Here is a 24,984-nt window from a genome sequence, read left to right on the forward strand (position 1 = left end):
GTCCATTGTAACCTATGTAAAGAATTTTGTCAAATACCCCCTACTTTTCGAGGTCGAGTGCCTGATCAATGCGGATTTGTTTGACAAACTCGGGTACGTGGCTGACCAAGATCATGGCGCCATCGTATTTGTTTAAAGCCTCAGCAATAACAGGGATATGACGAAAATTGATGTGGTTGGTAGGCTCATCAAGGATCAAAAGGCCTGGTTTTTGGAGCACCAAACGCGCAAATGCGACGAGACCCTTTTGCCCTTCTGACAACCTGCCGATTTTGGTACCGATAATCTCAGAGGTTATCAAAAAGCGTGCCGCGGTCCCCCGCATATTTTCTTCTACTTTTTTATCCATCACCTCCATGAGCGATTCACGCACGGTGTCTTCAAAATTGAGCGTTGAGAAATCTTGGCGATAGTACCCTACGATAATATCATCCATAATCTTGGTGCCCTTGGCGCCGCGCGCAATCGTCTCGAGCAGCGTAGTCTTGCCAATACCATTTGGCCCCTTGATCAAAAGATGCGTATTGCGCTTGAGCTTGATATCAGACTTGTGCGTGACGGGTTTGTGATTTTTGATCGTGATGTATGAAGTAATATACAAGATATCACCCACGATCTCTGGCTGTGATGGGATGACAAACTGCCTGATGGTCTTATCTTCTTGGCGGACATCCATCATCTCGCTCTCTAACGACTCAGTTTTGTCACGCATCTTTTTGGCGACATTGCGCATCTTGCCACCTTTTTGTGCAAAGAAGTTTGCCTTATCTTTATTTTCTTGAATCTCTTTGGCGAGCTGAGCATTCTTTTTGTTTTCGCGCTCGATACGCGCAGTGATGTCTTTGACTACATCAAAGTAGTTACCTACATACTGCTCGATGGTGCGTTTGAATACATCGAGATACAACACGCCTGTACTAAACGCGTTGAGAAAATCCGCATCGTGCGAGATGACGATGCAAGTCTTTTTGTAATCAATAAGAAATTGCGTGAGATGCTCGATGCCAGCTTTATCAAGATTGTTGGTCGGCTCGTCGAGCAGCAAAAGATCGGGATCTTGGATGAGTGCTGATGCGAGCAAAAGCCGCGCTTGCTGACCACCAGAAAATGTCTTGATCACCTTATCGAGCGGAGCTGTCAGATGCACGACCTCGAGTACTTTAGCGATACGCGGATCGATGTCATACACTTTTTTAGTAAAACATTTTTCAAAAAATTCGCGCACCGTCAGATCCATCTGATCGCGCGGGATTACTTGGCGTGCAGTAGCGATAGTCAGGCCATGCGCGATATGAATCTGCCCTGACTCGGGTTTGTGCGCGCCCATGATGAGTCCAAAGAGCGTACTCTTGCCTGCGCCATTTTGACCCATGAGGGTGATCTTGGCGCCACGGCGAATAGGAAAACTGACCTCCTTGATAATGGGGTATTTGTGCCCGTATTCAAACGAGACTTCTTCAAACCGAACAATAACTTCGTCGCGCGACATAATGCTGACAACAATAACACATATTTGTACTTTATTCTATTATATCTGCTTTTGCGCTATACTCCGTCTCATGAAACCGCCTCGAAAACCCGAGCCATCAAAGCCCGCTAATAGCTATCCAATGCGCATCAATAAATATCTTGCGCTTAAAAACTACGCAACGCGGCGTGGCGCTGATGAAATCATCACCAAAGGCCTCGTATTTATCAACGGACACAAAGCAGTGCTGGGCGATAAAGTCACCGAAAATGATGAAGTGGAGGTACAAGCAAAAGGACCTGCTAAAAAATATGTATATCTTGCCTACAATAAACCCAAAGGTATTGTGACAAGCTTGCCGCAACTAGGTGATATGGATATCAAGACCCAGCTCAAAAATACACCGGTGGCATCTGATATATTTCCGCTCGGGCGCCTCGATAAAGACTCGCGTGGACTCATCATCTTGACTAATGATGGCCGCGTCACCGATCGGCTTTTGAATCCCGAATTTGAACATGAGAAAGAATACGAAGTACGCACCCAAGAACACCTGCGCGAAAGCTTTGAAAAACACATGTCAGAAGGTGTTGATATCGGTGAGGGAGTCATGACCAAGCCGTGTACCGTAAAGCGAGTGAGTGACAATGCGTTTCGCATTGTTTTAGGAGAAGGTAAAAAACACCAAATCCGCCGTATGGTCACCGCACTTCACAATACCGTCACTGACTTGCGCCGCATTCGGGTACTCAATATCAAACTCGGCCCACTCACCGAAGGTACCTACCGTAAGATAGAAGGCAAAGAACTTGCAGATTTTTTGAGCTCGCTCGGCATCGATAGGTAAACTTTGCGTTTTTTCTCAGAAAATTTTTCTATCGCATAGCGCAGCATCGTGCGTGGCATCACAAATGCGTGTTTTTGTAAAAATTGTTCAAGCTGGCGCTGGTCACGCTTGCCTACTTCGCGCAGCATCCAGCCCGTAGCTTTGTGTATAAGATCATGCCCGTCTGATATGAGTATTTGTGCGATCTTAAAGGTATCTGCAAAATCATCACGCCGGATAAATGCATGGGTGGAGACAATCGCTATGCGCCGCTCCCACAAATTTTTTGACCGCGCGAGTTTGTATAACATAGTGCGTTTTTTATCAGCAAGCTCAGTGCCCAAAATATAGCTCGCTGAGGCATCAACTAAATCCCAATTATTTATTTGTTTTGCGCGCGAGACATAAAATTTGGCAATACGCATCTTTGTTTTTTCGTCAGCGCGCTGATATTGCCCCACCAAAATCAAAAGTGCCATCAGCCGACACTCGTGGACAGGATTTGCCAAAAGCTTGACAATTTCTGCGGGCGGTAAATCTTTGAACTCTTTTGCTACGCGTCGCTGTTCGGGTACCGTGACGCCATAAAAAATATCACCGTGGCCATAGTGCCCCTCGCCTGTTTTAAAAAACCACGCTGATGATTTTGCTTTGGCGGGTGTGCCAAGACACTTGAGAGCTACTTCTACCTCGCGAGCATGTTGCATAAAGAGATGATTGATTTTTGTACTATTTTAGACTAGCATGGAGACGAAAAGTTCCCCAAGGAGGAAGCATGGAGATTGTTCGACTGATACTCGTCATGGTATTGTTAGTGGCGGGACTCGCCAGCTACGAGCACATGAAGTGCACTATGCCCGACCCCTATGCGGTCTGCGCCAGTAAGACATCTCTGCTCGAGCGTAAGCAGTGCCATTCAATCGTGAGCTTCGCGCTCACCGCAGGCCTGTAACCCCACACTATCATAGTGTGGAATTTTTTTATCTTAGCAACTATTACCTGCGACATAACCGGTAGTCCAGCAAAGCTGAAGACTATATCCGCCCGATGGCCGATCAATATTGAGCATGTCACCTACTATATAGAGCTGCAGCACTACACGCGACTGCATAGTCTTGAAATCAATCTGACTAAGCTCAACGCCTCCCGATGATACGATTGCTTTGTCTTTACCGAGCAACCCTGCAACATGCAATGGAATCGCCTTGAGAAGCGCAGCAAGTGTTTTGCGCTCGTCTGTGCGCACGCTATGACTTGGCGTCTCGCTATCAATGCCGGCCTCTGCGAGCAGTGGTAAAACAAGAGCGGGCTGGATAAATGGTGAAAGAACATTTTTTATTTTTTTATTGCTATCCGCCACCAAGATTGCCTGCAATCTTGCGCGTAATGTGCCCGCATCAAGTGTTGGGAACAGATCGAGCATGATAGTGACTTCTTCTTCGTCACGCAGTAGCTCGCCTACATCTCTACTCATATTAAGCACTGCGGGACCGCTGATACCGACATGGGTAAAGAGCATCTTACCCTTGTATGCTTTTTGTTTTTTGCCATTTTGAAATGTGGTCAGTTTGATATCAGTGAGCGCTACGCCCGCGCATTTTTTCACCCATGCGTCTTTGAGCGCAATGGGTACGAGCGCCATATCATTGGCGATGACTTTATGACCGAGCTTCGAGAGCCAACCAAATCCATCACCAGTAGAGCCTGTCTCGGGACGCGAGGTGCCGCCTGAAGCAACGATGCATGACTGCGTGCGTATTTCTGATTTGTCAGCGAGCGTGATGGCGATCTCGCCAGTAGATTTTTCTGTGGCGATACTCGTGACCTTTGCTTTAGGCTGGATCTGTACGCCACCTTCTTTCATATACTTTACCAACACATCGTAGACTGACTGTGCTTTATTTGATACGGGGAATACGCGACCCTCGGCCTCTTCTTTTGTGGGCATGCCCCGTGCATGAAAAAAATCAAGCGTCTCTGCCACGCCAAATTGAGTAAAGGCAGAAAATAAAAACTTGTCACTCTTTTTGTATCGCGCGAGCATGGTGCGCACCTCGGGCTTGTTGTTGGTCACATTGCACCGCCCACCTCCGGTGATGAGAAGTTTTTTGCCGAGTGTTGGATTTTTCTCAAACAACAACACACGCCGCCCGCGCGCACCCGCGCGACCTGCCGCAATCATTCCAGCGGGACCACCGCCAATAATCACTACATCCCATACCATGGAGGCACTGTAGCAAAAAAGCTCGCGTAAAACGAGCTTTTTATGATGCGTTTATTTTTTTGAAATTTTTTGTGAAAGCCAGATGCCGAGCAAGATCAAGTCGATCAAAATCACAAGCCATGTGACCAGACCAAACAATCCCATGCCACCCATCATACCTCCGCTTCCGTATCCATATTCCATCATATTGTTATGTTTGTTATTTCTACGATAATGGACCTTTCGTTTAGTATACGCCCGCGAAAGACTATCGCACAGTAAAATCAAACATCATGCCGCTCTCAAGATGCTCGGAGATGTGGCAGTGAGCCATCCATTCACCTGGATTTGAGGGATCAAGGATGATATCAACCGTTTCGCCAGATCTTACCAAGGTCGTATCTTTCCATACGAGATTAGTCTGCTGAACTCCATTGCGTGCGACGACCAAAAATCGCTGACCGTGGAAATGAATCGGGTGCTGCATCGGGTGCATCGACTTTGGATCGTTGAAGATTCTTATCTTGACTGGCTCACCCCTCTTGAATGCCCAATCAATATCCATATTTGCCTTGCCCGTATCTTGATCAACGATTTTCCATTTGACCATCGCGGAATCCATCATGTGATTCATCATTTGACCAGCATCATCCCACTCAATACCGTCGGGGCTTCCTCCCATCATGCCACCGCCCATCATTTGCCCATTTGGCATCATATGACTACCTTGCGCACCCATCATGCCGCCAGCCATATCAAGCGTTAGCGCGATACGCTTTTCGGGCTCTTTATTAAACAATGATCGGAGCCGATCGATACTATCTATGGTCGCCTGACTTTTTTGCAAAAGGGTAAAAGCTTGCCCATGTGACACTTCTACTCGATCTTCGGCTACTGACAAAGTACCAAGGGGATATATTTTTTTGGGTGTTTGGTGCTGTATCTCGTATATTCCTGCAAGCGGAATTAATACATCAATGATAGCTCGCTCTGACGGCATAAGCATGACACTATCAACCAACGATGCTTGCTCGTACGCACCGCTATCGGCGCCAATAAGTTTAAGCTTTAAGCCCTTGATGGCGACATTGAAAGGGCGCGCGTTGGCAGCATTGACGATATACAAACGCAGTACCTCACCTGCCTTGGCTTCGATATTTGGCATCTCTTCACCATTGACAAGCATTATATTGCCATAGTGACCCATGAGAGAATGGCTCGGCGTATCTTTATCAAGCTCAATGACGCCGTTTTCAATGGGTAAGTCGGAAAGAAAAAGTGGCATCTCGCGGTTTACAGGGGGAAAGTAGTTTGAATCGGCAGGACTGACGATAAATGCACCATACAGCCCGAGCCCCTGACCATAGACTTCTTTTGCATGCGGATGATACCAATACACGCCTGCATCAGGGAACTTGAGTTTGTACGAGAACGATTCTCCTGGATTCATCTCTTTTTGCTGCAATTGCGATCCGTCAAAAGCATTGTCCATGCGTACACCGTGCGAATGCAATAATGCGGGTAAGTCAGTATTATTTTTAAAATTGATAGTCACCTCCGCCCCCTGTGGTACGCGAATGGTGGGTCCTGGGATGGAGCCATTATATGCGAGCATTTTCTGATCCTGCCCACCGATATTCTTTTTGACATAACTTGCAGTCAGGTCATACGTGTCGCCATCTTTGAGCTCGATAGTCGTGGCGGGTTTTGCTAGCGATAAATCTGAGATATTCGTAGAGGGTACATTGCGCGCACTTTGATTGAATAAGGCGCTATACAGCACAAATACTCCGACGACGACAGCTAACGCAATGCCAAGGATTTTATTCATATACTATAAAGTTTAGCTTAAAAGCTCTGATTCAACTCGTCTTAATAATACCGCGTTTGTAGCAACTATGATGGATGAGGCCGACATAAGCAACGCGGAAATCTCGGGGCGCAGTGACCAACCGAGCGATGTATAAAACACTCCAGCAGCCACCGGAATCGCTAGTATATTATAAATTGCTGCCCAAAAAAGATTTTGCTTCATCTTGCGTACCGTTGCCTTGCTCAGACGAATGGCAGCGACTATATCATATGGATCGGATTTCATGAGGACAATATTACCCGTCTCTATAGCAACGTCCGTACCAGCGCCAATCGCAATACCAATATCTGACTGCGCGAGCGCTGGAGCGTCGTTGACGCCGTCGCCTACCATGGCGACAAATCTTCCTTCACTTTGAAGTTTTTTTATAAAACTCGCCTTATCTTCTGGCAACACTTCGGCAAATACACGATCAATGCCGAGCTCCGCCCCTACTGCTTCTGCTATTTTTTTGTTGTCTCCGGTAATCATGGCGGTTTGAATGCCGAGTTTTTTTAATTCGGTTATGGTCTTTTTTGATGATGCGCGAATAGAATCAGAAATACCAATGATACCCGCGACCACACCATCAACAGCTACGATACTCAATGTCTTCCCCTTTGCTAAGAGGCTCTCGATCTCACCTCTCATACTCTCAAACGCGACACCTTTGTCGCGCAGTAAACGCTCAGTGCCGATAAGAACTTTTTTGCCATCTACGACTGCCTCGAGGCCTAAACCGGAAAGTGACTGGAAATTTTCCACCACAGATACATCGATGCTGTGTTTTTTTGCCTCGGCAATAATGGCCATTGAGAGCGGATGGCTTGATTTTGCCTCAACGCTTGCGGCAAACCGAAGAACATCTTTGTCAGAAAACCCACTGGCCGCGATAACGTCTGTCACCTTTGGCTTGCCTTCGGTAAGCGTACCTGTTTTATCGAGCACGATGGCGTCTATCTTTGATGCGCCTTCGAGCGTTGTAGCATCTTTGATAAGAATATTGTGTTTTGCGCCAAGCCCCGTACCCACCGTGACTGCTGTTGGCGTAGCAAGGCCAAGGGCGTCTGGACAAGCAATCACAATAGCCGAGATAGCAAATGTAAGCGCCACAACGAACGGCGCGCCAGCAAAGACATACCAGCCAAAAAATGCGGCGATGCCAGACCCAATCGCGAGCACTACAAGCCATGAGGCGGCTTTATCAGCGATACGCTGCCCGGGCGCTTTGGAATTTTGTGCTGTTTCTACCATCTTGATGATAGAAGCAAGTACCGTATCTGCGCCAACTTTTGTCGCGCGAAATTGTACCGAACCGGCTTGGTTGATAGAACCACCAATCACCGCGTCTCCTATTTTTTTTGAAACTGGTAGTGATTCTCCTGTGACAAGTGATTCGTCGATCGCCGTCTCGCCCTCTATAACAATGCCATCAACCGGAGCCTTATCCCCCGGCTTTAACACCACCGTATCGTCCCGTAGCACCTCTGCGCTCGGTATCAAAACTTCTTTACCGTCACGCAAGACTCGGGCTTGCGGCGGCACCAGATCAAAAAGCGCGCGTAGTGAATCTGAAGTACCACGGCGTGATTTCATCTCCATCCAATGCCCAAAAAGAACGAAGGTGATAAGCATCGCCGCCGCCTCGTAAAACACTTCACCTCCCCCGATCAAAGAAAGCGCGATGCTACCGAGATACGCCGCCAACACACCGGTAGCGATCAAGACTGACATATTGAGTTTTTTCGCTCGGAGCGAGTAGTAGGTGCCTGTAATAAAAATAGATCCCGCCCAAAACACGACTGGAGTCGTCAACAAAAAAAGAAGCAGGGTCTTTGGTATCGGTGACCACAGGGAAATATGAAAAAGCATCTCTCCCATGGGCGAGTAAAAAACAATAGGAATAGTAAGCGCGAGCGCGACAAAAAAACGCCGACGCATATCTACCTCCATTTGTTTTGCCATTTGTGGGTTGGTCATCGCGGCCTCATGATCCGCATGAGACATCGCGGACATATCATGGCCGGCGTGTTGATGCTTGTGACGATCCTGATCCATCGATTAGATAATCTCTCCACGCTTTTCAAGCATCATATGATGAATCGTTGCGAGTTGAACCCAAACAGCGATTAGAACAAGAATGCCAGCGCAGAGCAATGCATCGATTTTTGTAATCCCAAATACCTGATCGTCGCCACCGCCAAGGAGCGCGCCTGCAAATGCGATGACCCCAGCAAAACCTACAACGACGCTTACAACATGCATCAATTTTGATAGCTTCATATTTTTTATACTTTTATTTAGCGAATAATCCAACCCCTTTATTATAACCCTTAAATGACTCAGAACCCATCGAGTCATCAGCGCTCATACCAGTGGGGCGGCCTAAAATTTGCTATTATATTTAAATGAAATGTATTGTTTTTTCCTTTAGTATTTTAGTTCATGCTTTTTTGACGGCCCTTCTCAATTCTTTGTGATTTGGCAATGTTTTCGCGACTAACGCCCAAAAATTTTTTGAGTGATTGAGCTCTCCGAGATGACAGAGCTCATGCACGATAATATAATCAGCCAACTCTGCGGGCAATAGTACAATGCGATAGTTAAAATTGAGATTACCTTTTGCCGAACAGCTCCCCCACTTTGTTTTTTGATTGCGAATAACTATTTTATTGTACGCAAAACCATACGATTGGTTGAAGTGTTGCAATCTCCGTGTAGCAAGCGCTTTTGCCTCCAAAGATAAGCGGATTTTTTCTACCCTAGAGTGTTGTATCGGTTGCGTGACGGGAGGTAATGTACCTACATAACGCAACCGTTCTGTAACCCATGCAATATTGCTCTCGAGAAACGTAAGAAAGTGACGAGTAGCGAGCCGCGCCGGTTGGGTAGCTCTCACCGATCCATCTCGGTGTACTGAGATACGCATGCGCTTTGCGCGCGCGCTTTTATAAATCTTTACGGTGATGGCATCACCCATCACGAATGAGATGATCAGAAATTTACATTGATAAGATAAACGCAGCCAGCATCAAGCCCACCAATTGATAGGTAATCATCACGAAGATTTGTTTTGCCCAAAACTGCTTTTTGGTATTTGCCCACACAACTCCAGCTATCTGTGTAGGCGCTATAAAACCGAACCATATCCATCCGGCAACGCCATACGCATGAAAGCCTACATTGGCCATTTGTAAGTAGTGAACAAACATGGCCAATACAAAAGTGAAAATGACTGTCAATAAAAACTGAAGACCATAAAACGGTGCCATCTCTTTTTGCATCTTCTGTAACTCTTCTTTTGATAGGCGATCAGCCCCCATGATTTGCATCCACCATTTGCCGAACATCAAAGGTGAATACCATACCGCACCCAACACGAACTGCGCCAGTGCAGCCCCCAATATCAATGTGTAGTTTATTTCCATATAAATACTATAGCAATATTTTAATCTGTATATCTAGGATTCCACTACAGGATGCCGTTTTCCGGCTGCAAGCATAACGCAAACTTTTGCGATACGAACGCCTCGCGCCTCCGATTCTTTAGCTAAGTCTATCCAACGGACAAAATCTCTACGCGCGTCTGGTGTGAGACCCTCCCAAATAACCTTTGCTTTTGGCGTACTGACAAGTACGCGACGAAGATCAATTGGTATTTTCCCCATCAAACCTCGCTGACGCGTTTTCGCATAAGGCGGCGTACAAAAAAGAATCCGACAACGAGTACCACCGCGATACCACCATAGGTCATAACAGCACCCCAAGAGCCGCCGCGAGAGCTTTTGTAGTCGCCAACGAGATCTCCCGTATATGCTACCTCGGTCGGATTTACAGCGTCGGGGTCAATGAACGCAAATGGAGTAATCTTGGGCGGCTCTGAAAAATCGCCCGCTTCAAGACCGTGCTTTTGCAAAAGAGCATCCCACTCGTAGGGTGCCTCGGCGATACCTGAGGCACTCGCCACTGCTGCGGTACCCGTGGTGATTACCTTTTTCTTTTGTGGGCTATCTTTGAGCCATACATCGATCGCGCCTTCCTGTACCGCGTACTGTGCTTTGCCATCTTCTGAGGTGATCATAAATGTCGTCCCCTTTCTGCCGGTGATAGAATGCGCACCTCCTTCCTCAATTTCCAGCATGTCATTGGTCACCAAGCGCTTGAGTGCGCTCCATATAAAAAGCGTACCGCGCTCGAGAAGCGTACGCTCTTGCTGGGGTGATGGCATGCGCAAGGTGGAGCGCTCAAGAAGATAAAAGTTGGAACTGCCAAAGCGGAGCTGGGCGCGCCCCTTGATGGTTGTATACAATACATCGCCCTCAAAAATCTGTAGCCCGCCCCCTGATATGGGGCCCGTCCACTTGCCGCGCCCTGGTGAGTAGAGAAAAAATTCGCCTTCGCCGAGTACCACATACCCCACGATCTGGGTACCGCCGACTGTTTCAACTTTTGGAAGATTATATATTTCCTCGATTGATCGAACATCTTTTGGGTTTTTACACACGCCTTCACTCCGTACTTCATTTGCCTCGCAATACCCACACTCTGCATTTAATACAGAATAAATACCGCCGCTAGCCATGCAGCTCCTGCCAAACATTTCTTTTTGGCCCTTTACATATTCATCAAATGCCGCGTAAAGCTTGTCACTGGCAGCGTTTCGCTCCATGCCGATGTCTTTACACATCTGATTGTGCCGCGCGCACTTACAAATACGATAATCGATTTTTGCCCCACAAAAATCGTTATGCACTTCGGGATACTTAAAATAATCAGTTTTCGCGTACGCGGACGGTATGACAAATGGAAAGAGTAACGCGCAGGCAAATAAAACACGCTTGATTTGCATGTCCTTATACTACTATTCCTCCCCCTCCCCATCAAACATCAATGGAGCTAGCTAACCAAAGACGGGTTTGACCGAGTGAGCTCATGTAACTTTTCTACAAACCATATAGTTATAAATAACAATAAATATATATTGAAAAACGATATATACTAATATAAAATAAAGCTATGAAAAAAAGCTCAACAATATTTCTCCAAATAATTATTGTACTCATCGGCATTGGTGCGCTCGCTCTCTTGCTCTGGGAGCCTCACCTCGAAGGTGTGAATGCTAACGCAACTTCCCTCTCTGAAATATATTTTGATGATCCCTTTTTAATACTTGTCTATATGGGGTCTATTCCCTTCTTCGTAGCATTATATCAGGCGTTTGCGTTGCTCGGACTCATCGGACACGACAAGACATTCTCGACAGAAGCGGTAAAATGTTTGCGAACCATAAAATATTGCGCGCTGGGCATCATTGGTTTTGTCGCCATAGAAGAAATGATCATCATACTCAACCACGGTAATGATGATATCGCGGGCGGTGTCGCCATGGGTGTTATGATTACATTTGGCTCGATCATCATTGCCACAGCCGCAGCCGTATTTGAAAAACTTTTACAAAACGCTGTAGATATAAAGTCTGAAAATGACTTAACCGTTTAACCCTATGGCAATCATCATTAACATTGATGTGATGTTGGCAAAGCGCAAGATGAGCGTCACCGAGCTTGCAGACAAAGTGGGCATCACGATGGCCAATATCTCTGTATTGAAAAATGGCAAAGCAAAAGCGATTCGTCTCTCAACCTTGGATGCGATTTGCAAGGCTCTGAGTTGTCAGCCGGGCGATATTTTGGAGTATCAATAAAGAGACGCCTTACATTTGGCGGACTTCCATTATCTCAATCGTGGCGCCAGGAATGGTGAAGTGCGGATGATTCTTGAAAAGCTCAGCTACTGCCTCTGCAGACTCACCCTGCACATACGAAGAAAGCATCATATCGTTTTTTACATCTTCGATGCCCGATGCACTCACGCGCTTTGTCTTGCCCAAGGCAATAGTGTTGAGCACGGTATCTTTGTGTGCCGCCATCCACGCATCCCAATCTGCTTTCATCTTTGCCTCCTCATCCTTGCGCTCTGCCTCTGGCCTCTTCATCCACTCCGCCATAGTTGCTGCAGGCGCCATAAATATAACAGTGAAATTTTTCATATACAGAGCGTAGCACGCCGGACTATAAATCTATAGTTGACTAACCTTTTCGGTCTCGTAAACTTCTCCATCAAGCCCTACGCGGCCTTTCTGATGACTTTTATCCTATAATTTTGAATCTAACAATTTTTGCTGGAGTATCGTCACTGATATTTGGATAATATTTTTTAAGTGTTTGATACATATCATCGTAATCTTTAAACGGCTCGTGGCCTACGAGGTCATCGGCATTTACTTTGGAAAGCGGTTTTTCTATAACCTCGGTTATGTCTACGCGAGCAAATGTCTCACCAGTATCAGAATTGGTAAGCTCTAGCTCGTCGCCCTTTGTTAAATTTTTGTCATCAAAAAGCCGAAGAGAAGAAGTCTTGGTTCCCTCCAAAATCATCTTTGCCTTAAAATCTCGAAACTTAAGAGTTTTCATACTCAAACTAGCTATTCAATTTTGTCTGATTTTTGTAAATTATGCTTCATGCAAAGCAAACGTACATTTTTTGTGGATAGACTCGTCCCTCCTTTTGAAAACGGCAAATCATGGTCAAAATGCAAGTTTTTGGTATCGCCACACATAACACACCTACCTTGATCTCGCTTCCAAACCTCCCTTTTTACTTCAGAAGGTATTAGTCTTGTATGCTCAATAATTGCACTTGTTATATTAGCCACTCCACTTCGATCAGAAAGCCGTAAAAGATAACGAAATACATTCCTTCTACCATCATGGATTACCTTACAATCAATTAAGTCGAAAAAGCCTTTTAAAGACCAGACGCCAGGGAATACTTTCTCATACACCTTAACAAGTTCGGGGAGAGATTCGCCCTCTTTAAATTCTTTGACAGCTTTTATAAAATAACCATTTTGAGCAAGCTTTCCGCTGGGCAATTTCTCACGTTGGTCTTCTACTTTCGGATTATGACTCTGATCATGCGATTTTTTAGAGACATCGTGCCCCTCATACTCAATCGTTATCCCATCTTCATGAATCTTATCTTTATACGGCGCGCTAGATCTTTGAGACATTAAAATAACAGAATACTTCGGGTTCATTCTGAAATTCATACCGCGTTGGAGTGTCTGAACATTTTCAGCGTCACACATCCCACGATAGCTTAATATATCGTCCTGAATTTTATTCAGATTATCCATTTTTTTATTTCTTGGCTGACTGACTCGGTTGTGAACCCTACACCTTGAGACCTTGTAAGGGTTCTTTGAGTACTTTCAGTGTAGCAAATTGAGGCATCTCAGTCTGGTCTCAATAGACACGATGGACACTATAAAAAGGGGCCGGAAAGTGTCTATTCTCTACCTATCTCATCTAGCACCTGTGCGCGCCTCTCGGCGTTCGGCATATCCAAGACAAGCGTCTCTGTACCACCATTCAAGAGCCTGCGGAAATACAGCGAAACTGAGAAGACATTCAGCGTCTCGAACGGTGCTCGGACAAACGTATCGGGCAACCCCAAGTCATGTGTAGGTACTTGGAAAAATGGCTCCGGATTGGCGTCTGTGGAATTGGACATCGGCATCCAGTAAATCACTAATGGTTGCACCTTAGACTCGGCGTATTGTTCTGGAAGTCTCATGGCAGTGAAAACCTTCGTGACACTATTTGGATGTACAGCAGACTGAAATGTTTTCAGTTGACCCTTCCAATAGTGAGCGACAGCTTTCTTGACTTCCTCCTCACTGCAGTCGATTGGGAGCCTGTGCCCGCCGATAGCCGATGCCGCCCAGTTCTTTATTTCGCATTGGTACAAAATCTTTTCGCCCGTCTGCTTGTTGCGTGTTTGTATCCATCTGTCCAAACGCTTTCCACTTCTTGTACCGGGTGTCGGGGAGTCTGCACTTACGGTCGCTTCTCGCACCCCGTCTCTGCCAATGTAGTGCGCAAATGCGGCGGCGTTCAAGTCTTCGCCGATGACACCCGTGATTGCTGACGAATGTCTGTTGTCTCCCTTCTTCGGGTCATCGAGAAACGTTAAGAGATTTCGTAGATTTAGATTCATAAAGTGTTGGCTGGGGGACATGGATTCGAACCATGATACTCGCCTCCAAAGGGCGATGTCCTGCCGTTAGACGATCCCCCAGTATTACTTGGGAACGCGCTTTTTTGGCGCGTATGTATCATATCCAAAAAAGGCCTCGCTGGCAACGAGAAGCTATTTGAGAAATGCCGGTTTCTCGAGTGTTTTTTGTGGCTCCTGTTCGGAGAGTGACAAGAGTGCGAGCTCGAGCGGTAGATCGGGAAAAGTACCACGAAATCCGATGTTGTGGGCTTCGAGCAGTTTTACCAAGAGCTGCTCGATATCTTTTTTGGGAAGCGTATGGTGCGAGGTGAAAAATGCCGCGTGGGTTTCTGATAATTCTTTTTGTAGGCGTTCAAGATCTTTGGGATTATATGCCGATACAAAAAGCTCACGCGCTTCGTGTACCAACATGCGCGAGAGAAGCTTGGGCTCAATACCGTCTTTGCGTATGCCGCCGAGCGCATCGAGTACTCGTACCGGTTCACGCTTGAGTGCGGCATCGAGCAATTCGTGGATCTGCCCAATCTTTGGCAGACCAAACAGATTGGTAAGCGCATCTTTGTCAGCGCCCTCAATATACGCATCCATCACCTGCCCCAGCATAGTCTCTGCATCACGCATAGAACCATCTGCTAAAAATGCCAGCATCACAGTACCCTCGCTATCAATCTTATATTTCTCACTCTTTGCGACACGCATAAGCTCTTCGCGTATCACGCTCTCGCTGATGCGACGAAATTCAAAACTTTGCGAGCGTGACAAAATAGTATCAGGCACGCGATCGAGCTCGGTCGTGGCCATGATAAACATAGCGTGCGCGGGCGGTTCTTCAAGAGTTTTGAGAAGTGCGTTAAACGCATCTTTGGTGAGCATATGTACCTCGTCGATGATATATACTTTGCGCTTTGCGCGCATGGGCGTAAAACGCACCGCCTCTTTGAGCTCACGGATATCATCAATACCGCGATTTGATGCCGCGTCGATTTCAACTAAGTCAAAGGCTTTGCCCGAAGAAAAATCTTTACATATATCGCATGTATTGCACGGCTCACTGTCCTTACCGCGCTTCTCACAATTGAAAGCTTTGGCGAGCAAGCGCGCGAGTGTAGTCTTGCCCGTACCGCGCGTGCCAGAAAAAATATATGCGTGGGAAACACGCTCAAGGCGCAAAGCGTTTTTGAGTACATTTACAATATGATCTTGACCTACGACATCGGAAAATCGCTGGGGACGATACTTGCGATACAAAACAACATGATCGGGCTTTTGCATACCAGCATCGTATCAGGAAATAGTGGCCTCGACCACTTGCCTACTTGCAGGCGATAGTGCAAATAAAGCAACCGGCGGCACTATTTTTGCCCTTGCATTGAATATCGACATCGGTGATATCGCCATCAACGCGTTTTGCATTGGCAATCTCGCATGACAGAGTTGAAGACGATCTTTTTGCTGTATCAAGTATGCTCTGGCATACATCTTCAGGATACCGCGCGCCTTTGTTTGTATCATTTTGTACGATAACCTCGGTAAATGATTTTGGTTGCAAACTATACCAATACCACCCGCCATATCCAATGGCGATGAGCGCTAAAACCCAAACGACAAGCTTACCCATTTATTCTTTGAAGACAATAAATTTGTATCCGAGGAAGTTCCAGAAAAGTGAGACGGCGGTTGCGGCTATCTTCGAGATCGTCAAGATTCTGTCTGCTGAGAGCGCATCGAGCGCACCGACACCGTGGATAATCGCTACCGAAACAACAGTATTGAGACCAAGCCCGACAAGAGTAACGACTACAAAAGCGATAAACTCTTTACTGGATGGTGGCGCTTTCTCAGCAAAAGTCCACATACGCTGCCAAAAATAACTATTGATGATAGCAATAGCTGACGCGACAACAAGAATCGGCAACATCTCCGCGCTCTTGGGATCAATCTCGTACGCACGGCGCAGAGTCGTGGCGATACCAATATCAACACATACATTCATCAGGCCCACGATGCCAAAGCGCCCCAGCTGCTTGAGAAACAAAATATGAGAAAAAAGTTTTGACGCGATGATGTAAGCAACAAATTCGGCAATCGGCAAAATGATAAATAACGACCAGAGCGGCAAAGAAAAACCACCGTACGCAAGCGTCACTTCATTGTTAATCAAAAGTAAACGCCCAAAAAAAGCCGTAACAAGGCCTATGACTGCTGCGTACAGATAATCTTTTTTAAACATGCATGTATCGTTTTTTAATTTCTGCCTCCACCTCGATGCGTGGTCGGCCGTAGGTAATGCGCGATATACCAACCGCGCGTTCGCGTAACGCCGGATCACCCTTTGCTGGTGCGCGCATCTGCATATTGAACGCGCGTGAAGTCTGACCTCCTATGAGCATTTTAACATAGGCATTTCGGTTATCAATGTTTAACAGATCGCGTGCGCCAAACACGGGACTAAACTGCTTTTCTAAGAACTCGCCGTCATCAGATCCTACCCGAAACGCGATCATACTCCCCACATTGCCAAATACGGCCTTTTTGATATCGTCTTCGAGCTGCCCTAAAAACTGATGCGCCACAATGAGCGAGAGTCGGTACTTGCGTGCCTCTGATAAAATCGTGGCGATAGACTTGGTGGTGACATTTTGAAACTCGTCGATATAACAGAAAAAGTCTTTGCGCGCTGATTCGTCAGCGATATCTACGCGCGAGAGCGCGGCAATGAGTATACGCCCTACGATAATAAGACCCAACAATGATGAGTTGAGCTCGCCCAAGCGTCCTTTTGAAAGATTGATAAGCAAAATCTTTTGGGTATCCATCGCCTCACGAAAACTAAAAGCGCTTTTTTCCTGCGCGATAATCGGGCGCATAATATCATTGGATAAAAAGGTATCGAACTTGGAGGTGATGTACGGCACCATGTTGGCCAAGCTTGACTCGCCTCCTGCCTTCTCTGCTATTTTTTGCCAAAAACTATTGACCACCATATTTGAAGATCGCGAAAGTTTATAATCACGAAACTCTTTGTCGACAAGCACACGGCTCACCTCCATGAGCGTGTTGCCTGACTGCGGGTCTTCCATGACGAGCATAGTGGCGTTGCGAAAATACTGCTCAAACATCGGACCACCCGCGGTTTTCATATCATAGAGTTTATTGAAAATATCTAAGAGTTCGTTGACGATGAGAGATTTTTGCTCGGGGAAGCGCGTATCATACTCCAAAAAGTTAAGCCCCATGGGTCGCTCGATATCGCCCGGGTTAAAGTAGATCACATCTTCAGCGCGCTCGGGCGGGATTGATTCAAGAAGTGACTCGATATCAGAACCATGCGGATCAATAAAACAAACACCGCGCCCTGCTAAAATATCTTGACGCGCGAGTTCTTTGAGAAAGGTTGATTTGCCAGTGCCGGTCTGCCCGATGACATACATATGGCGTCTGCGATCATCATCAGCCATATACACAGATCGGGTCTCGCCTCGAAATACACTATCGCCGAGCAACATACCTGAAGCAGGCATGTTGGGAGGTGGCGGCGCCTCGCGCGACTTGAGATACGCTATATTGGGTTGCGAAAAACCCGCGTACGGCAAATGAAAGATGCTCGCGAGCTCGGATGATGAAAGATAGATTTTTTCTGACTCGCCAAAAAGACGAAATGAAAAACGATATAAAAGATCTTCGAGTGGCTTCGCACCCATGCGCCGAAACGCGAGCTGATTGCCCTGCGGATTATTAAACTGTTCAAAGGCCGCCTCAAGTCCCGCCATGATATTGGTAGTCTCGGCGGGAGTGGCAGCTGACGCGATGATGCGAATCACCACATCAAAGGCGGATTGCGAGGCCTTGGTCTCGATCTGTTTTGCGAGATCTTCATCTACGGCTTTTGGTTTTTCCTCTGATTTTTTCTCGTCTTTGGGCTTTGAGCCGGCGCTAGTAACCGCGTCTTGCAGTTCTTTACCAAAACCGCCGAGCGCATCTTTAAATGAAACACCGCTACGCACCTTGCGCGCGACTTCATTGCCTTTTTGATAAAGTGGTATGCGCGCGGGGCGCACGACTACTTGGAGAGCGGCGCCATCACCCTCGGTCTTGAGTTTGGCAAACGCGCCCGTGATAATCTCGAGCGGATCAAAGCCAAGATCGTTGTAGGTGCGAAGCGACAGTAACATATTTTTGGTGGTAACCGCCACTGACCCCGCGCTCACGCCTGACGGATGAAAGATATTATAATCTTTTGATTCTGATACCTTTGCTGATGGGAAAAATGAACTGAGCTGATTTGCAAAAAACTGTGACGCAAAGCGTGGCACTGCCACATAAAAAATGACCTCAGAGCCAATGTGCGGGAGAGCCGCCTCAAAAGTAATCGACGGGCTCCCAAAACGCATATGATGGATACCACTCGTCTTGAGCGACGAGAGCGCGGCGTAGAGCTGCTCCATCGCTATCATAATATCTTTGGGTTCTTTTTTCTTTGCTTCGCCCGCGGCTGGATTTTCATCGTGCGGGATGAGCACCGCATAGAGTACCATACCAAGCGCGCCTGAAACCTCTGCTTCGCGCTGTGGACGCATTACCAAAAAATAAAAAAGCAGAGCCGTGATGAGTACCAGCCCTATTGTTGCCGCAATAATACCGAGGAGAAGCGGATCCATAATACTATGAATTGCCCGAAGCAAATCGCTCTACGAGCGCGTCATGAAATGCGTCGATAAGATAGGGGTTATGCGTCTCGCGCACGCGGGCAATCGCGTCGAGCACGCCCCCTGACATCGCCTGATCAACTAAAAGTGCCACGCTCCGCGACAGTTCGTCTTGGGGTGGAGCTACGGGCGTAGTCTGTGGCACAAGAGTTGACGGCGCGGGCGCGAAGGTAGCATGCTCGCGTAGCACTTCTGTGGCCGCGTCATGCGGACCCATCTCACGCTTTTTCTCGGCAATACGCCCCTCTAAATAGCGGATTTCTTCTTCGGGAGTGGAAAACTTTATCTCTCCTTCCATTTATTGAGTATAGCATACACACGGGGGTGCGTTGTATAATAAAAAGGTGAATTTCAAACAGCGTTGGGCAATCCTCGCGGGCATTCTATTGGTAGGGGCGTTTTTGCGCCTATCGCAACTCTCGCAGTTTCCGCCGGGCCTCTTTCCTGATGAGGCGATGAATGGTAACAATGTGCACGAAGCCCTTGGTACGGGAAACTTTAAGCTTTTCTATCCTGAAAACAACGGGCGCGAGGGACTTTTTATTAATCTCCAAGCAATCTCGGTCAGTATCTTTGGCCACACATTCTTTGCATTGCGGCTTATGAGTGCCCTTTTTGGGATTCTCACGATCGCCGCCGTATATCTTTTTATCCGCGCGTATACGCGTGATACGCGTATCGCACTGATTGGCGGGGCGCTCATGGCTACGAGCTTTTGGCATCTCATGTTTTCGCGTATCGGATTTCGCGCGATTATGGCGCCCTTTTTCCTCACCATAGGGTTAGGGCTTTTATATGAGGTGTGGGCCAAGCGCAATTCAAAACGGCATGATTTGGTGCTCGCCGCATCCGCTCTTGGCGGGCTTTTGTTCGGCCTTGGATTTCATTCGTATATCGCGTATCGCGCCGCGGTACTACTCCTCATACCGCCGTTGTGGCTTTTTATAAAAAGTGCGCGTGAGGAGCGATCACACTGTATCTTGTGCGTACCCGCGCTTTTTTTACTCTTTACCTTTGTAGCGGGCGCGCCGCTCGGCTGGTATTTTTTGGAGCGGCCACAAGACTTCTTTGGCCGCACCTCACAAATATCAGTATTCTCGAGTGAAAATCCGCTCTTTGGATTTATAAAAAATACGGGCATCACCATACAGATGCTGTACTTTGCGGGCGATTTTAACTGGCGACACAATTTTGCAGGCGCTCCATCACTCTGGTGGCCAGTCGCTATCGCGTTTACAGCGGGTATTTGGGAAAGTTGGCGTAAAAAATACTGGGCGCTCTTTTTGTGGTTTTTGGTTATGCTACTCCCAGTCGCTATTTCATCAGAAGGGTTGCCACACGCGCTTCGCGCCATCATCATGATTCCACCTGTGATCATCTTTGCCGCTATTGGCTTTGACGCGCTCTGGCGATGGACAGCACGCACGATACACCCTGACTATGCGCGCCTCGTCGCTATCCTCATACTACTCTTAGGCGGTATCCGTACCTATAATATGTATTTTCGCGAGTGGGCGCCGCGCCCCGAGGTGCGCGCGGCATTTGGTGGAAACCTCTATGATATCGGCGTATTTCTAAAAAACTCGCGCGATGATATCCCCAAATATGTCATTACCGATGAGGTAGATACCATCGATCGCACAGGCCGACCTATGACACTCCAACCAATTCTTTTTGCATCAGAAACCTATCTACCCGAGCCACCCGGCGCACGAAATATTTTTTATTATACGCTGCGTGACATAGAAAAAATTGACTGTACGCGTGACTGTATGATTATACCTATCGGCAACGAAGAGCGCGTACTGGAAGCCGCGCGAGCACGATTCCCCACTCTGCGCGCTACGCGCTATGGATCGGTACTTGTTGCCGAGCCGGCACGCCCTCAATTTGAATAATAAATGAAAACCCAACCTCGTATCATCGCAGGAATATTGCTCGCCCTCGGATTTATCTTAGCGTTTACTTCCTCGTGGAATGAATCAGCTATCTTTGATGAGACGGCACATATCGGCGCGGGATATTCATATGTAACCCAACGCGACATGCGCCTCAACCCTGAACATCCCCCGCTCGTCAAAGACTTGGCGGGCCTCCCCCTCGCTTTTCTCGATCTCAAATTTCCACTGACCACCGACGCATGGGAACAAATGGTCAATGGCCAATGGGACCAAGGTGGCGAGTTTATCTTTTCATTTGGCAATGATGCTGATTTGATACTACGCGCCGCGCGCTTTCCTATCATGGTGTTGGCGCTCCTCGCAGGCATCTTTCTTTTTTGGTGGACCGAACGCCAGTTTGGTAGTATCGCCGCACTCCTTGCGACTTTTTTCTGGACGCTCTCACCTACCGTCATCGCTCACTCACGCTATGTGACTACTGATATTGCAGCAAGCTTTGGATTTCTTGTAGGTATTGCGGCATTTGTATGGTTTGTCAAAACGCCAACGATATGGCGTATCGTCACGCTCGGTATCGTGTTCGGTATCACACAATCACTCAAGTTTTCTCTTTTTCTTTTAATACCGATCTATATCATCCTCGCGGGCGCATGGCTCGTAGTCACGCATCGCGGGCGTGTTAAAGATTTTTTCAAAAATGCGCTTGCGCTCTACTTCAAAATCGGATGTGCGTTTGCCATAGGAGCTGTGGTCGTCTGGACGATTTATCTTTGGCATGTGTGGGATTACCCACAAGAGCGCCAGCTGCGCGACGCACAGGTGTTAGTGAGTGGATTTCGACCACAAGCATTTGCCAAGCTTGATTATTGGCTGATCGAACACCGACCGACACGGCCGCTCGGGCAGTATCTGTTGGGCGTGATGATGGTGACCCAACGAACAGCGGGCGGCAACAGCGCGTACTTTTGGGGCGATGTTTCATCGGCTGGGTGGGCGTCGTACTTCCCTACTGTCTACATTCTCAAAGAAACATTGGCGCTCCATATACTCTCGCTCTTGGCGTTGGTGCTCGCGATTATACGCGTCGTACGCGCGCGATCAAAGTCTTTTGGTGCCATGCGCGCGTGGATACACAAACACTTCGCAGTATTTGCGAGCATCTTTTTTATAGTATTTTATTGGACTTCATCGGTCGTCAACCCGCTCAATATCGGCGTGCGACATGTACTGCCAACTTTTCCTTTTATCTATATGCTCACCGCGCGACAATTAGCACTCTGGATTGTACCGGGTACCGTGATCGCAAAAAATAAACTTTCGCTCATCTATCAGATATTAGTAAAGCCGCTACCAAAAATACTCTTTGTAACACTCATGCTCGTCTGGATGGGCGGAGCAATGATAGGCTCGTGGCCACATTATTTGTCATACTACAATGAACTCGCGGGCGGCACGCAAAACGGTTGGTATTATGCTACTGATTCAAACTATGATTGGGGCCAAGACCTCAAACGGCTACGCGATTTCGCGCGACAACATCCCGATGAAAAAATTCATCTCCACTATTTTGGTGGCTCGGCGGCGGGTGATGCCGCGCAACGCTACTGGCTCGACAATCAATTTGCGCCGTGGTATTCAAGCTTTGGCGCGCCGCCATCGGGATCCGTTTTTGCTATCTCAATCAACGAACTCGCTGGCAAATGGGCGCGCCCAACTGATGGTTTTGATCCGGGTCCGGCGCGAGACGCTTACCCATGGCTTCGTGACCTTAAACCCTTCGATCGTGCCGGCACCTCAATCTTCCTCTACCGAATGCCGTAGAGCGCTATTCGCGATACTTATAAAAAATCTTGTTGCCGAAGCGAAGATCGATATATTCGAGGCGCCCGATGCCGCCTTTGATCTCGCCTGCGAGTGCTGTCTCCAAATTTTTCCATATATATTCGGGGTCGGCTTTTCCAAGCACCAAAAGCTCCCACCCGGCGCGTGTCTTAACTCTGATCGTCTCATCGGTACGCGCTATAGTGAACTCAACACTTTGAATGCGTGTATCGGAAGGCGCTTTTTCATTGAAAAAAGTGATAAGCCGCATCATCTCACCTGATAGCTGCTGCTCTCGGAGGGTTACCGTCCGCTCACGCTCATCGGTGATCTTGGGCACGATAGCACCTGAAAACCCTGCAGGCGCGGGTTCAAATGCAACGCCCGCTCGGTCAATCCAAAAACATCCCTCCTCGTTCGTACGGCACAACACACCCCAACCAGCGTACTCTTTGACACTCACTTTGAGCGCGTGAGGAAAATTAGTCGTAACATTGGCGTGTTCAATCGTAGGAAACGCAGACGCGAGACCCGATGCCAAATCTCCGCGCGATAACATCCAATACGAGCGGACGGGCAAAATGCCCCATTTTTTTTGCGTGAGCCATTCAGCAAGATAGAGATCTACATCTTCGCGCGATGCGCGCACAACTCCTTCGAGAGAAATATCAACGATATGGAAACGGCTCGAGGCTAAATACGCACCCGTACCCACCAGACACACGGCGCTTGTAATCACGGTGATAGTAAGACGACGCGTGCGCGCCCGCTGCCGCCTTTTTTTCTGCGATTCAATATAGTTTTTTTTGATGGTGGCCATCAGCGCCTGATGACATCGGTACCAATATACGGTTGGAGTACTTCGGGTATGCGGATCGATCCGTCAGCTTGTTGGTTTTGTTCGAGCAAGCTAATAAGAATGCGCGGTGTAGCTACCGCTGTATTGTTGAGTGAGTGCGCAAAACGAGTAGTACCGTCAGCGTCACGGTATTTGAGATTGAGACGGCGTGTTTGAAAATCATGGAAGTACGATGCTGAATGTGTCTCGCCAAATCTTTCCTGTGATGGTATCCATGTCTCGATGTCATATTTTTTCACTTGTCCCAAACCAGTATCGGCACCGCAATTGAGCACTACCCGATAATGGAGTCCGAGCTTTTGCAAAAGGTCTTCAGAGTTTGCGAGCACCTCTTCGTGGAGGCGCACTGATTCCATGTGGTCAGCCTTGCACACAATCACCTGTTCTACTTTACGAAACTCGTGCACACGATAAAGTCCCTTGGTATCCTTGCCATGACTTCCTGCCTCCCTACGAAAACAAGGTGAGAGCGCTACAAATTTTTTAGGCAACTCATCTTCGGTAAGAATTTCATTTTGTAGCATGCCCATGACAGAGACCTCGGCCGTGCCCACCAGATAGGTACCGTCTTGTGTTTGATATACATCTTCTTTGCCTTGCGGAAAATAACCAGTGCCGATAAAATTTTCTTCGCGCACAAGTGACGGCGCGTTGATCGGCACATATCCTTTGCCGGAGAGTTCGCGCATCGCAAACTGCCAGAGCGCGATTTCGAGTAGTACCGCTTCACGCTTGAGAAAGTACCCACGGAAACCCGCTACCTTGATACCGTTGTCAAAATCAGCGAGATCCAAATCACGCAAAATAGTAATATGATCTTTTGGCACAAAAGAAAACTCTGGCACCTGACCCCATCGCTTGATCTCACGATTATCAGCATCAGAGGCACCATCCGGTACCGATGGATCGGGAATATTGGGCGCCTGATACATCAAAAATTCAAATTCAGCGGTAGCATCAGTAAAAAACTTTTCTTTGTCGCCTAACTCTTTTTTGAGCTCACGCATTGCCTCAATGAGACGCTTTTTTGCCTCCGCGTCTTGCATGCGACCGATCTCCTCGGATGTCGCATTGAGCTGGGTGCGCAACGCATCTACCTCGACTTGGCGTTCGCGCCTGACTCGATCAGCTTCAAGGAGCTTTTCGACATCAAACGGAATATGCTTTTTGCGAGCAGCATCTCGCAAAAGACTTGGATTTTCACGGATGAACTTGATATCGAGCATTTCTTTATTATACTCAAAAACCCTCTGCTTGCCAGAGGGT

26 protein-coding genes and 1 tRNA gene are annotated in these 24,984 nt (G+C 47.5%); 5 read left to right on the forward strand and 22 right to left on the reverse strand.

The features are described from left to right. Positions 1–40: 40 nt before the first annotated feature. Positions 41–1,489 (reverse strand): ATP-binding cassette domain-containing protein, encoded by a 1,449-nt coding sequence (locus tag AAB417_03580; protein ID MEK7631080.1) that lies wholly within the window; start codon positions 1,487–1,489, stop codon positions 41–43. Positions 1,490–1,559: 70 nt separating this feature from the next. On the opposite strand from AAB417_03580, the gene AAB417_03585 reads away from it, so the two are divergent. Next, positions 1,560–2,315, forward strand: a complete 756-nt coding sequence (locus tag AAB417_03585; GenBank protein MEK7631081.1) for a pseudouridine synthase — start codon at positions 1,560–1,562, stop codon at positions 2,313–2,315. On the opposite strand, the gene AAB417_03590 is transcribed toward AAB417_03585, so the two are convergent. The 9 genes from AAB417_03590 to AAB417_03630 all read right to left on the reverse strand — a co-directional run bounded on the left by AAB417_03590 (position 2,252) and on the right by AAB417_03630 (position 11,198). Then, positions 2,252–3,001 carry a DNA alkylation repair protein gene (locus AAB417_03590; protein MEK7631082.1) on the reverse strand — a complete coding sequence of 250 codons (750 nt, stop codon included), beginning with the start codon at positions 2,999–3,001 and terminating at the stop codon, positions 2,252–2,254. The genes AAB417_03585 and AAB417_03590 overlap by 64 nt on opposite strands. A gap of 278 nt (positions 3,002–3,279) precedes the next feature. Then, complete coding sequence (locus AAB417_03595; GenBank protein ID MEK7631083.1) at positions 3,280–4,518, reverse strand: aminoacetone oxidase family FAD-binding enzyme; 1,239 nt, start codon at positions 4,516–4,518, stop codon at positions 3,280–3,282. A gap of 51 nt (positions 4,519–4,569) precedes the next feature. Next, positions 4,570–4,704 carry a hypothetical protein gene (locus AAB417_03600; protein ID MEK7631084.1) on the reverse strand — a complete coding sequence of 45 codons (135 nt, stop codon included), beginning with the start codon at positions 4,702–4,704 and terminating at the stop codon, positions 4,570–4,572. Between the two features lie 61 nt (positions 4,705–4,765). Continuing rightward, positions 4,766–6,328 carry a multicopper oxidase family protein gene (locus tag AAB417_03605; protein MEK7631085.1) on the reverse strand — a complete coding sequence of 521 codons (1,563 nt, stop codon included), beginning with the start codon at positions 6,326–6,328 and terminating at the stop codon, positions 4,766–4,768. Positions 6,329–6,340: 12 nt separating this feature from the next. Then, a complete protein-coding gene (locus AAB417_03610; protein ID MEK7631086.1) occupies positions 6,341–8,407 on the reverse strand; it encodes a copper-translocating P-type ATPase in 2,067 nt (688 codons plus the stop codon). Between the two features lie 3 nt (positions 8,408–8,410). Then, a complete protein-coding gene (locus AAB417_03615) occupies positions 8,411–8,632 on the reverse strand; it encodes a hypothetical protein (GenBank protein ID MEK7631087.1) in 222 nt (73 codons plus the stop codon). Positions 8,633–8,792: 160 nt separating this feature from the next. Next, positions 8,793–9,329: a M48 family metallopeptidase gene (locus AAB417_03620; GenBank protein MEK7631088.1), complete on the reverse strand. Its 537-nt coding sequence runs from the start codon at positions 9,327–9,329 to the stop codon at positions 8,793–8,795. Between the two features lie 22 nt (positions 9,330–9,351). Beyond that, entirely contained in the window at positions 9,352–9,777 is a 426-nt protein-coding gene (locus AAB417_03625; protein ID MEK7631089.1) for a DUF1761 domain-containing protein, read from the reverse strand. A 239-nt stretch (positions 9,778–10,016) separates the two neighbouring features. Next, the gene (locus AAB417_03630; GenBank protein MEK7631090.1) at positions 10,017–11,198 is read right to left on the reverse strand and encodes a hypothetical protein; all 1,182 of its coding nucleotides are present in this window, start codon (positions 11,196–11,198) and stop codon (positions 10,017–10,019) included. Between the two features lie 167 nt (positions 11,199–11,365). Here AAB417_03630 and AAB417_03635 point away from each other — a divergent pair, with 167 nt between their 5' ends. Both AAB417_03635 and AAB417_03640 read left to right on the forward strand, forming a co-directional pair. Next, complete coding sequence (locus AAB417_03635; GenBank protein MEK7631091.1) at positions 11,366–11,848, forward strand: DUF2975 domain-containing protein; 483 nt, start codon at positions 11,366–11,368, stop codon at positions 11,846–11,848. 4 nt (positions 11,849–11,852) lie between these two features. After that, a complete protein-coding gene (locus AAB417_03640; protein ID MEK7631092.1) occupies positions 11,853–12,053 on the forward strand; it encodes a helix-turn-helix transcriptional regulator in 201 nt (66 codons plus the stop codon). A 9-nt stretch (positions 12,054–12,062) separates the two neighbouring features. Here the strand turns inward: AAB417_03640 and AAB417_03645 are convergent, their stop codons facing one another. The 10 genes from AAB417_03645 to AAB417_03690 form a co-directional block, all read right to left on the reverse strand. Beyond that, complete coding sequence (locus tag AAB417_03645) at positions 12,063–12,398, reverse strand: hypothetical protein (protein ID MEK7631093.1); 336 nt, start codon at positions 12,396–12,398, stop codon at positions 12,063–12,065. Between the two features lie 100 nt (positions 12,399–12,498). Continuing rightward, the gene (locus AAB417_03650; GenBank protein ID MEK7631094.1) at positions 12,499–12,822 is read right to left on the reverse strand and encodes an ASCH domain-containing protein; all 324 of its coding nucleotides are present in this window, start codon (positions 12,820–12,822) and stop codon (positions 12,499–12,501) included. 11 nt (positions 12,823–12,833) lie between these two features. Further along, positions 12,834–13,547, reverse strand: coding sequence for an HNH endonuclease signature motif containing protein (locus AAB417_03655; protein MEK7631095.1), 714 nt, complete (start codon positions 13,545–13,547; stop codon positions 12,834–12,836). A 152-nt stretch (positions 13,548–13,699) separates the two neighbouring features. Beyond that, the gene (locus AAB417_03660) at positions 13,700–14,410 is read right to left on the reverse strand and encodes a hypothetical protein (GenBank protein ID MEK7631096.1); all 711 of its coding nucleotides are present in this window, start codon (positions 14,408–14,410) and stop codon (positions 13,700–13,702) included. Between the two features lie 7 nt (positions 14,411–14,417). After that, positions 14,418–14,491 (reverse strand) — tRNA-Gln (locus AAB417_03665). A 72-nt stretch (positions 14,492–14,563) separates the two neighbouring features. After that, a complete protein-coding gene (gene dnaX / locus AAB417_03670) occupies positions 14,564–15,703 on the reverse strand; it encodes a DNA polymerase III subunit gamma/tau (protein ID MEK7631097.1) in 1,140 nt (379 codons plus the stop codon). A 40-nt stretch (positions 15,704–15,743) separates the two neighbouring features. Further along, the gene (locus AAB417_03675) at positions 15,744–16,049 is read right to left on the reverse strand and encodes a hypothetical protein (protein MEK7631098.1); all 306 of its coding nucleotides are present in this window, start codon (positions 16,047–16,049) and stop codon (positions 15,744–15,746) included. Next, positions 16,050–16,661: a GtrA family protein gene (locus tag AAB417_03680; protein ID MEK7631099.1), complete on the reverse strand. Its 612-nt coding sequence runs from the start codon at positions 16,659–16,661 to the stop codon at positions 16,050–16,052. Next, the gene (locus AAB417_03685; GenBank protein ID MEK7631100.1) at positions 16,654–19,089 is read right to left on the reverse strand and encodes a type IV secretion system DNA-binding domain-containing protein; all 2,436 of its coding nucleotides are present in this window, start codon (positions 19,087–19,089) and stop codon (positions 16,654–16,656) included. Before AAB417_03685 ends, AAB417_03680 begins: the two co-directional genes overlap by 8 nt. A gap of 4 nt (positions 19,090–19,093) precedes the next feature. Further along, positions 19,094–19,435, reverse strand: coding sequence for a hypothetical protein (locus tag AAB417_03690; GenBank protein ID MEK7631101.1), 342 nt, complete (start codon positions 19,433–19,435; stop codon positions 19,094–19,096). A 46-nt stretch (positions 19,436–19,481) separates the two neighbouring features. Between AAB417_03690 and AAB417_03695 the strand changes: the two genes are divergently transcribed. Continuing rightward, positions 19,482–21,035, forward strand: coding sequence for a glycosyltransferase family 39 protein (locus AAB417_03695; GenBank protein ID MEK7631102.1), 1,554 nt, complete (start codon positions 19,482–19,484; stop codon positions 21,033–21,035). A 3-nt stretch (positions 21,036–21,038) separates the two neighbouring features. Beyond that, positions 21,039–22,859: a phospholipid carrier-dependent glycosyltransferase gene (locus tag AAB417_03700; protein MEK7631103.1), complete on the forward strand. Its 1,821-nt coding sequence runs from the start codon at positions 21,039–21,041 to the stop codon at positions 22,857–22,859. Between the two features lie 4 nt (positions 22,860–22,863). On the opposite strand, the gene AAB417_03705 is transcribed toward AAB417_03700, so the two are convergent. Next, on the reverse strand, positions 22,864–23,679 hold the full coding sequence (locus AAB417_03705; GenBank protein MEK7631104.1) for an FtsQ-type POTRA domain-containing protein: 816 nt from the start codon (positions 23,677–23,679) through the stop codon (positions 22,864–22,866). Further along, a complete protein-coding gene (gene serS / locus AAB417_03710) occupies positions 23,679–24,944 on the reverse strand; it encodes a serine--tRNA ligase (GenBank protein ID MEK7631105.1) in 1,266 nt (421 codons plus the stop codon). The genes AAB417_03705 and serS overlap by 1 nt, the downstream gene beginning before the upstream one ends. Between the last annotated feature and the right edge of the window lie 40 nt (positions 24,945–24,984).

Source organism: Patescibacteria group bacterium, assembly GCA_038064855.1.
GTDB lineage: Bacteria > Patescibacteriota > Minisyncoccia > Ryanbacterales > GWA2-47-10b > SICQ01.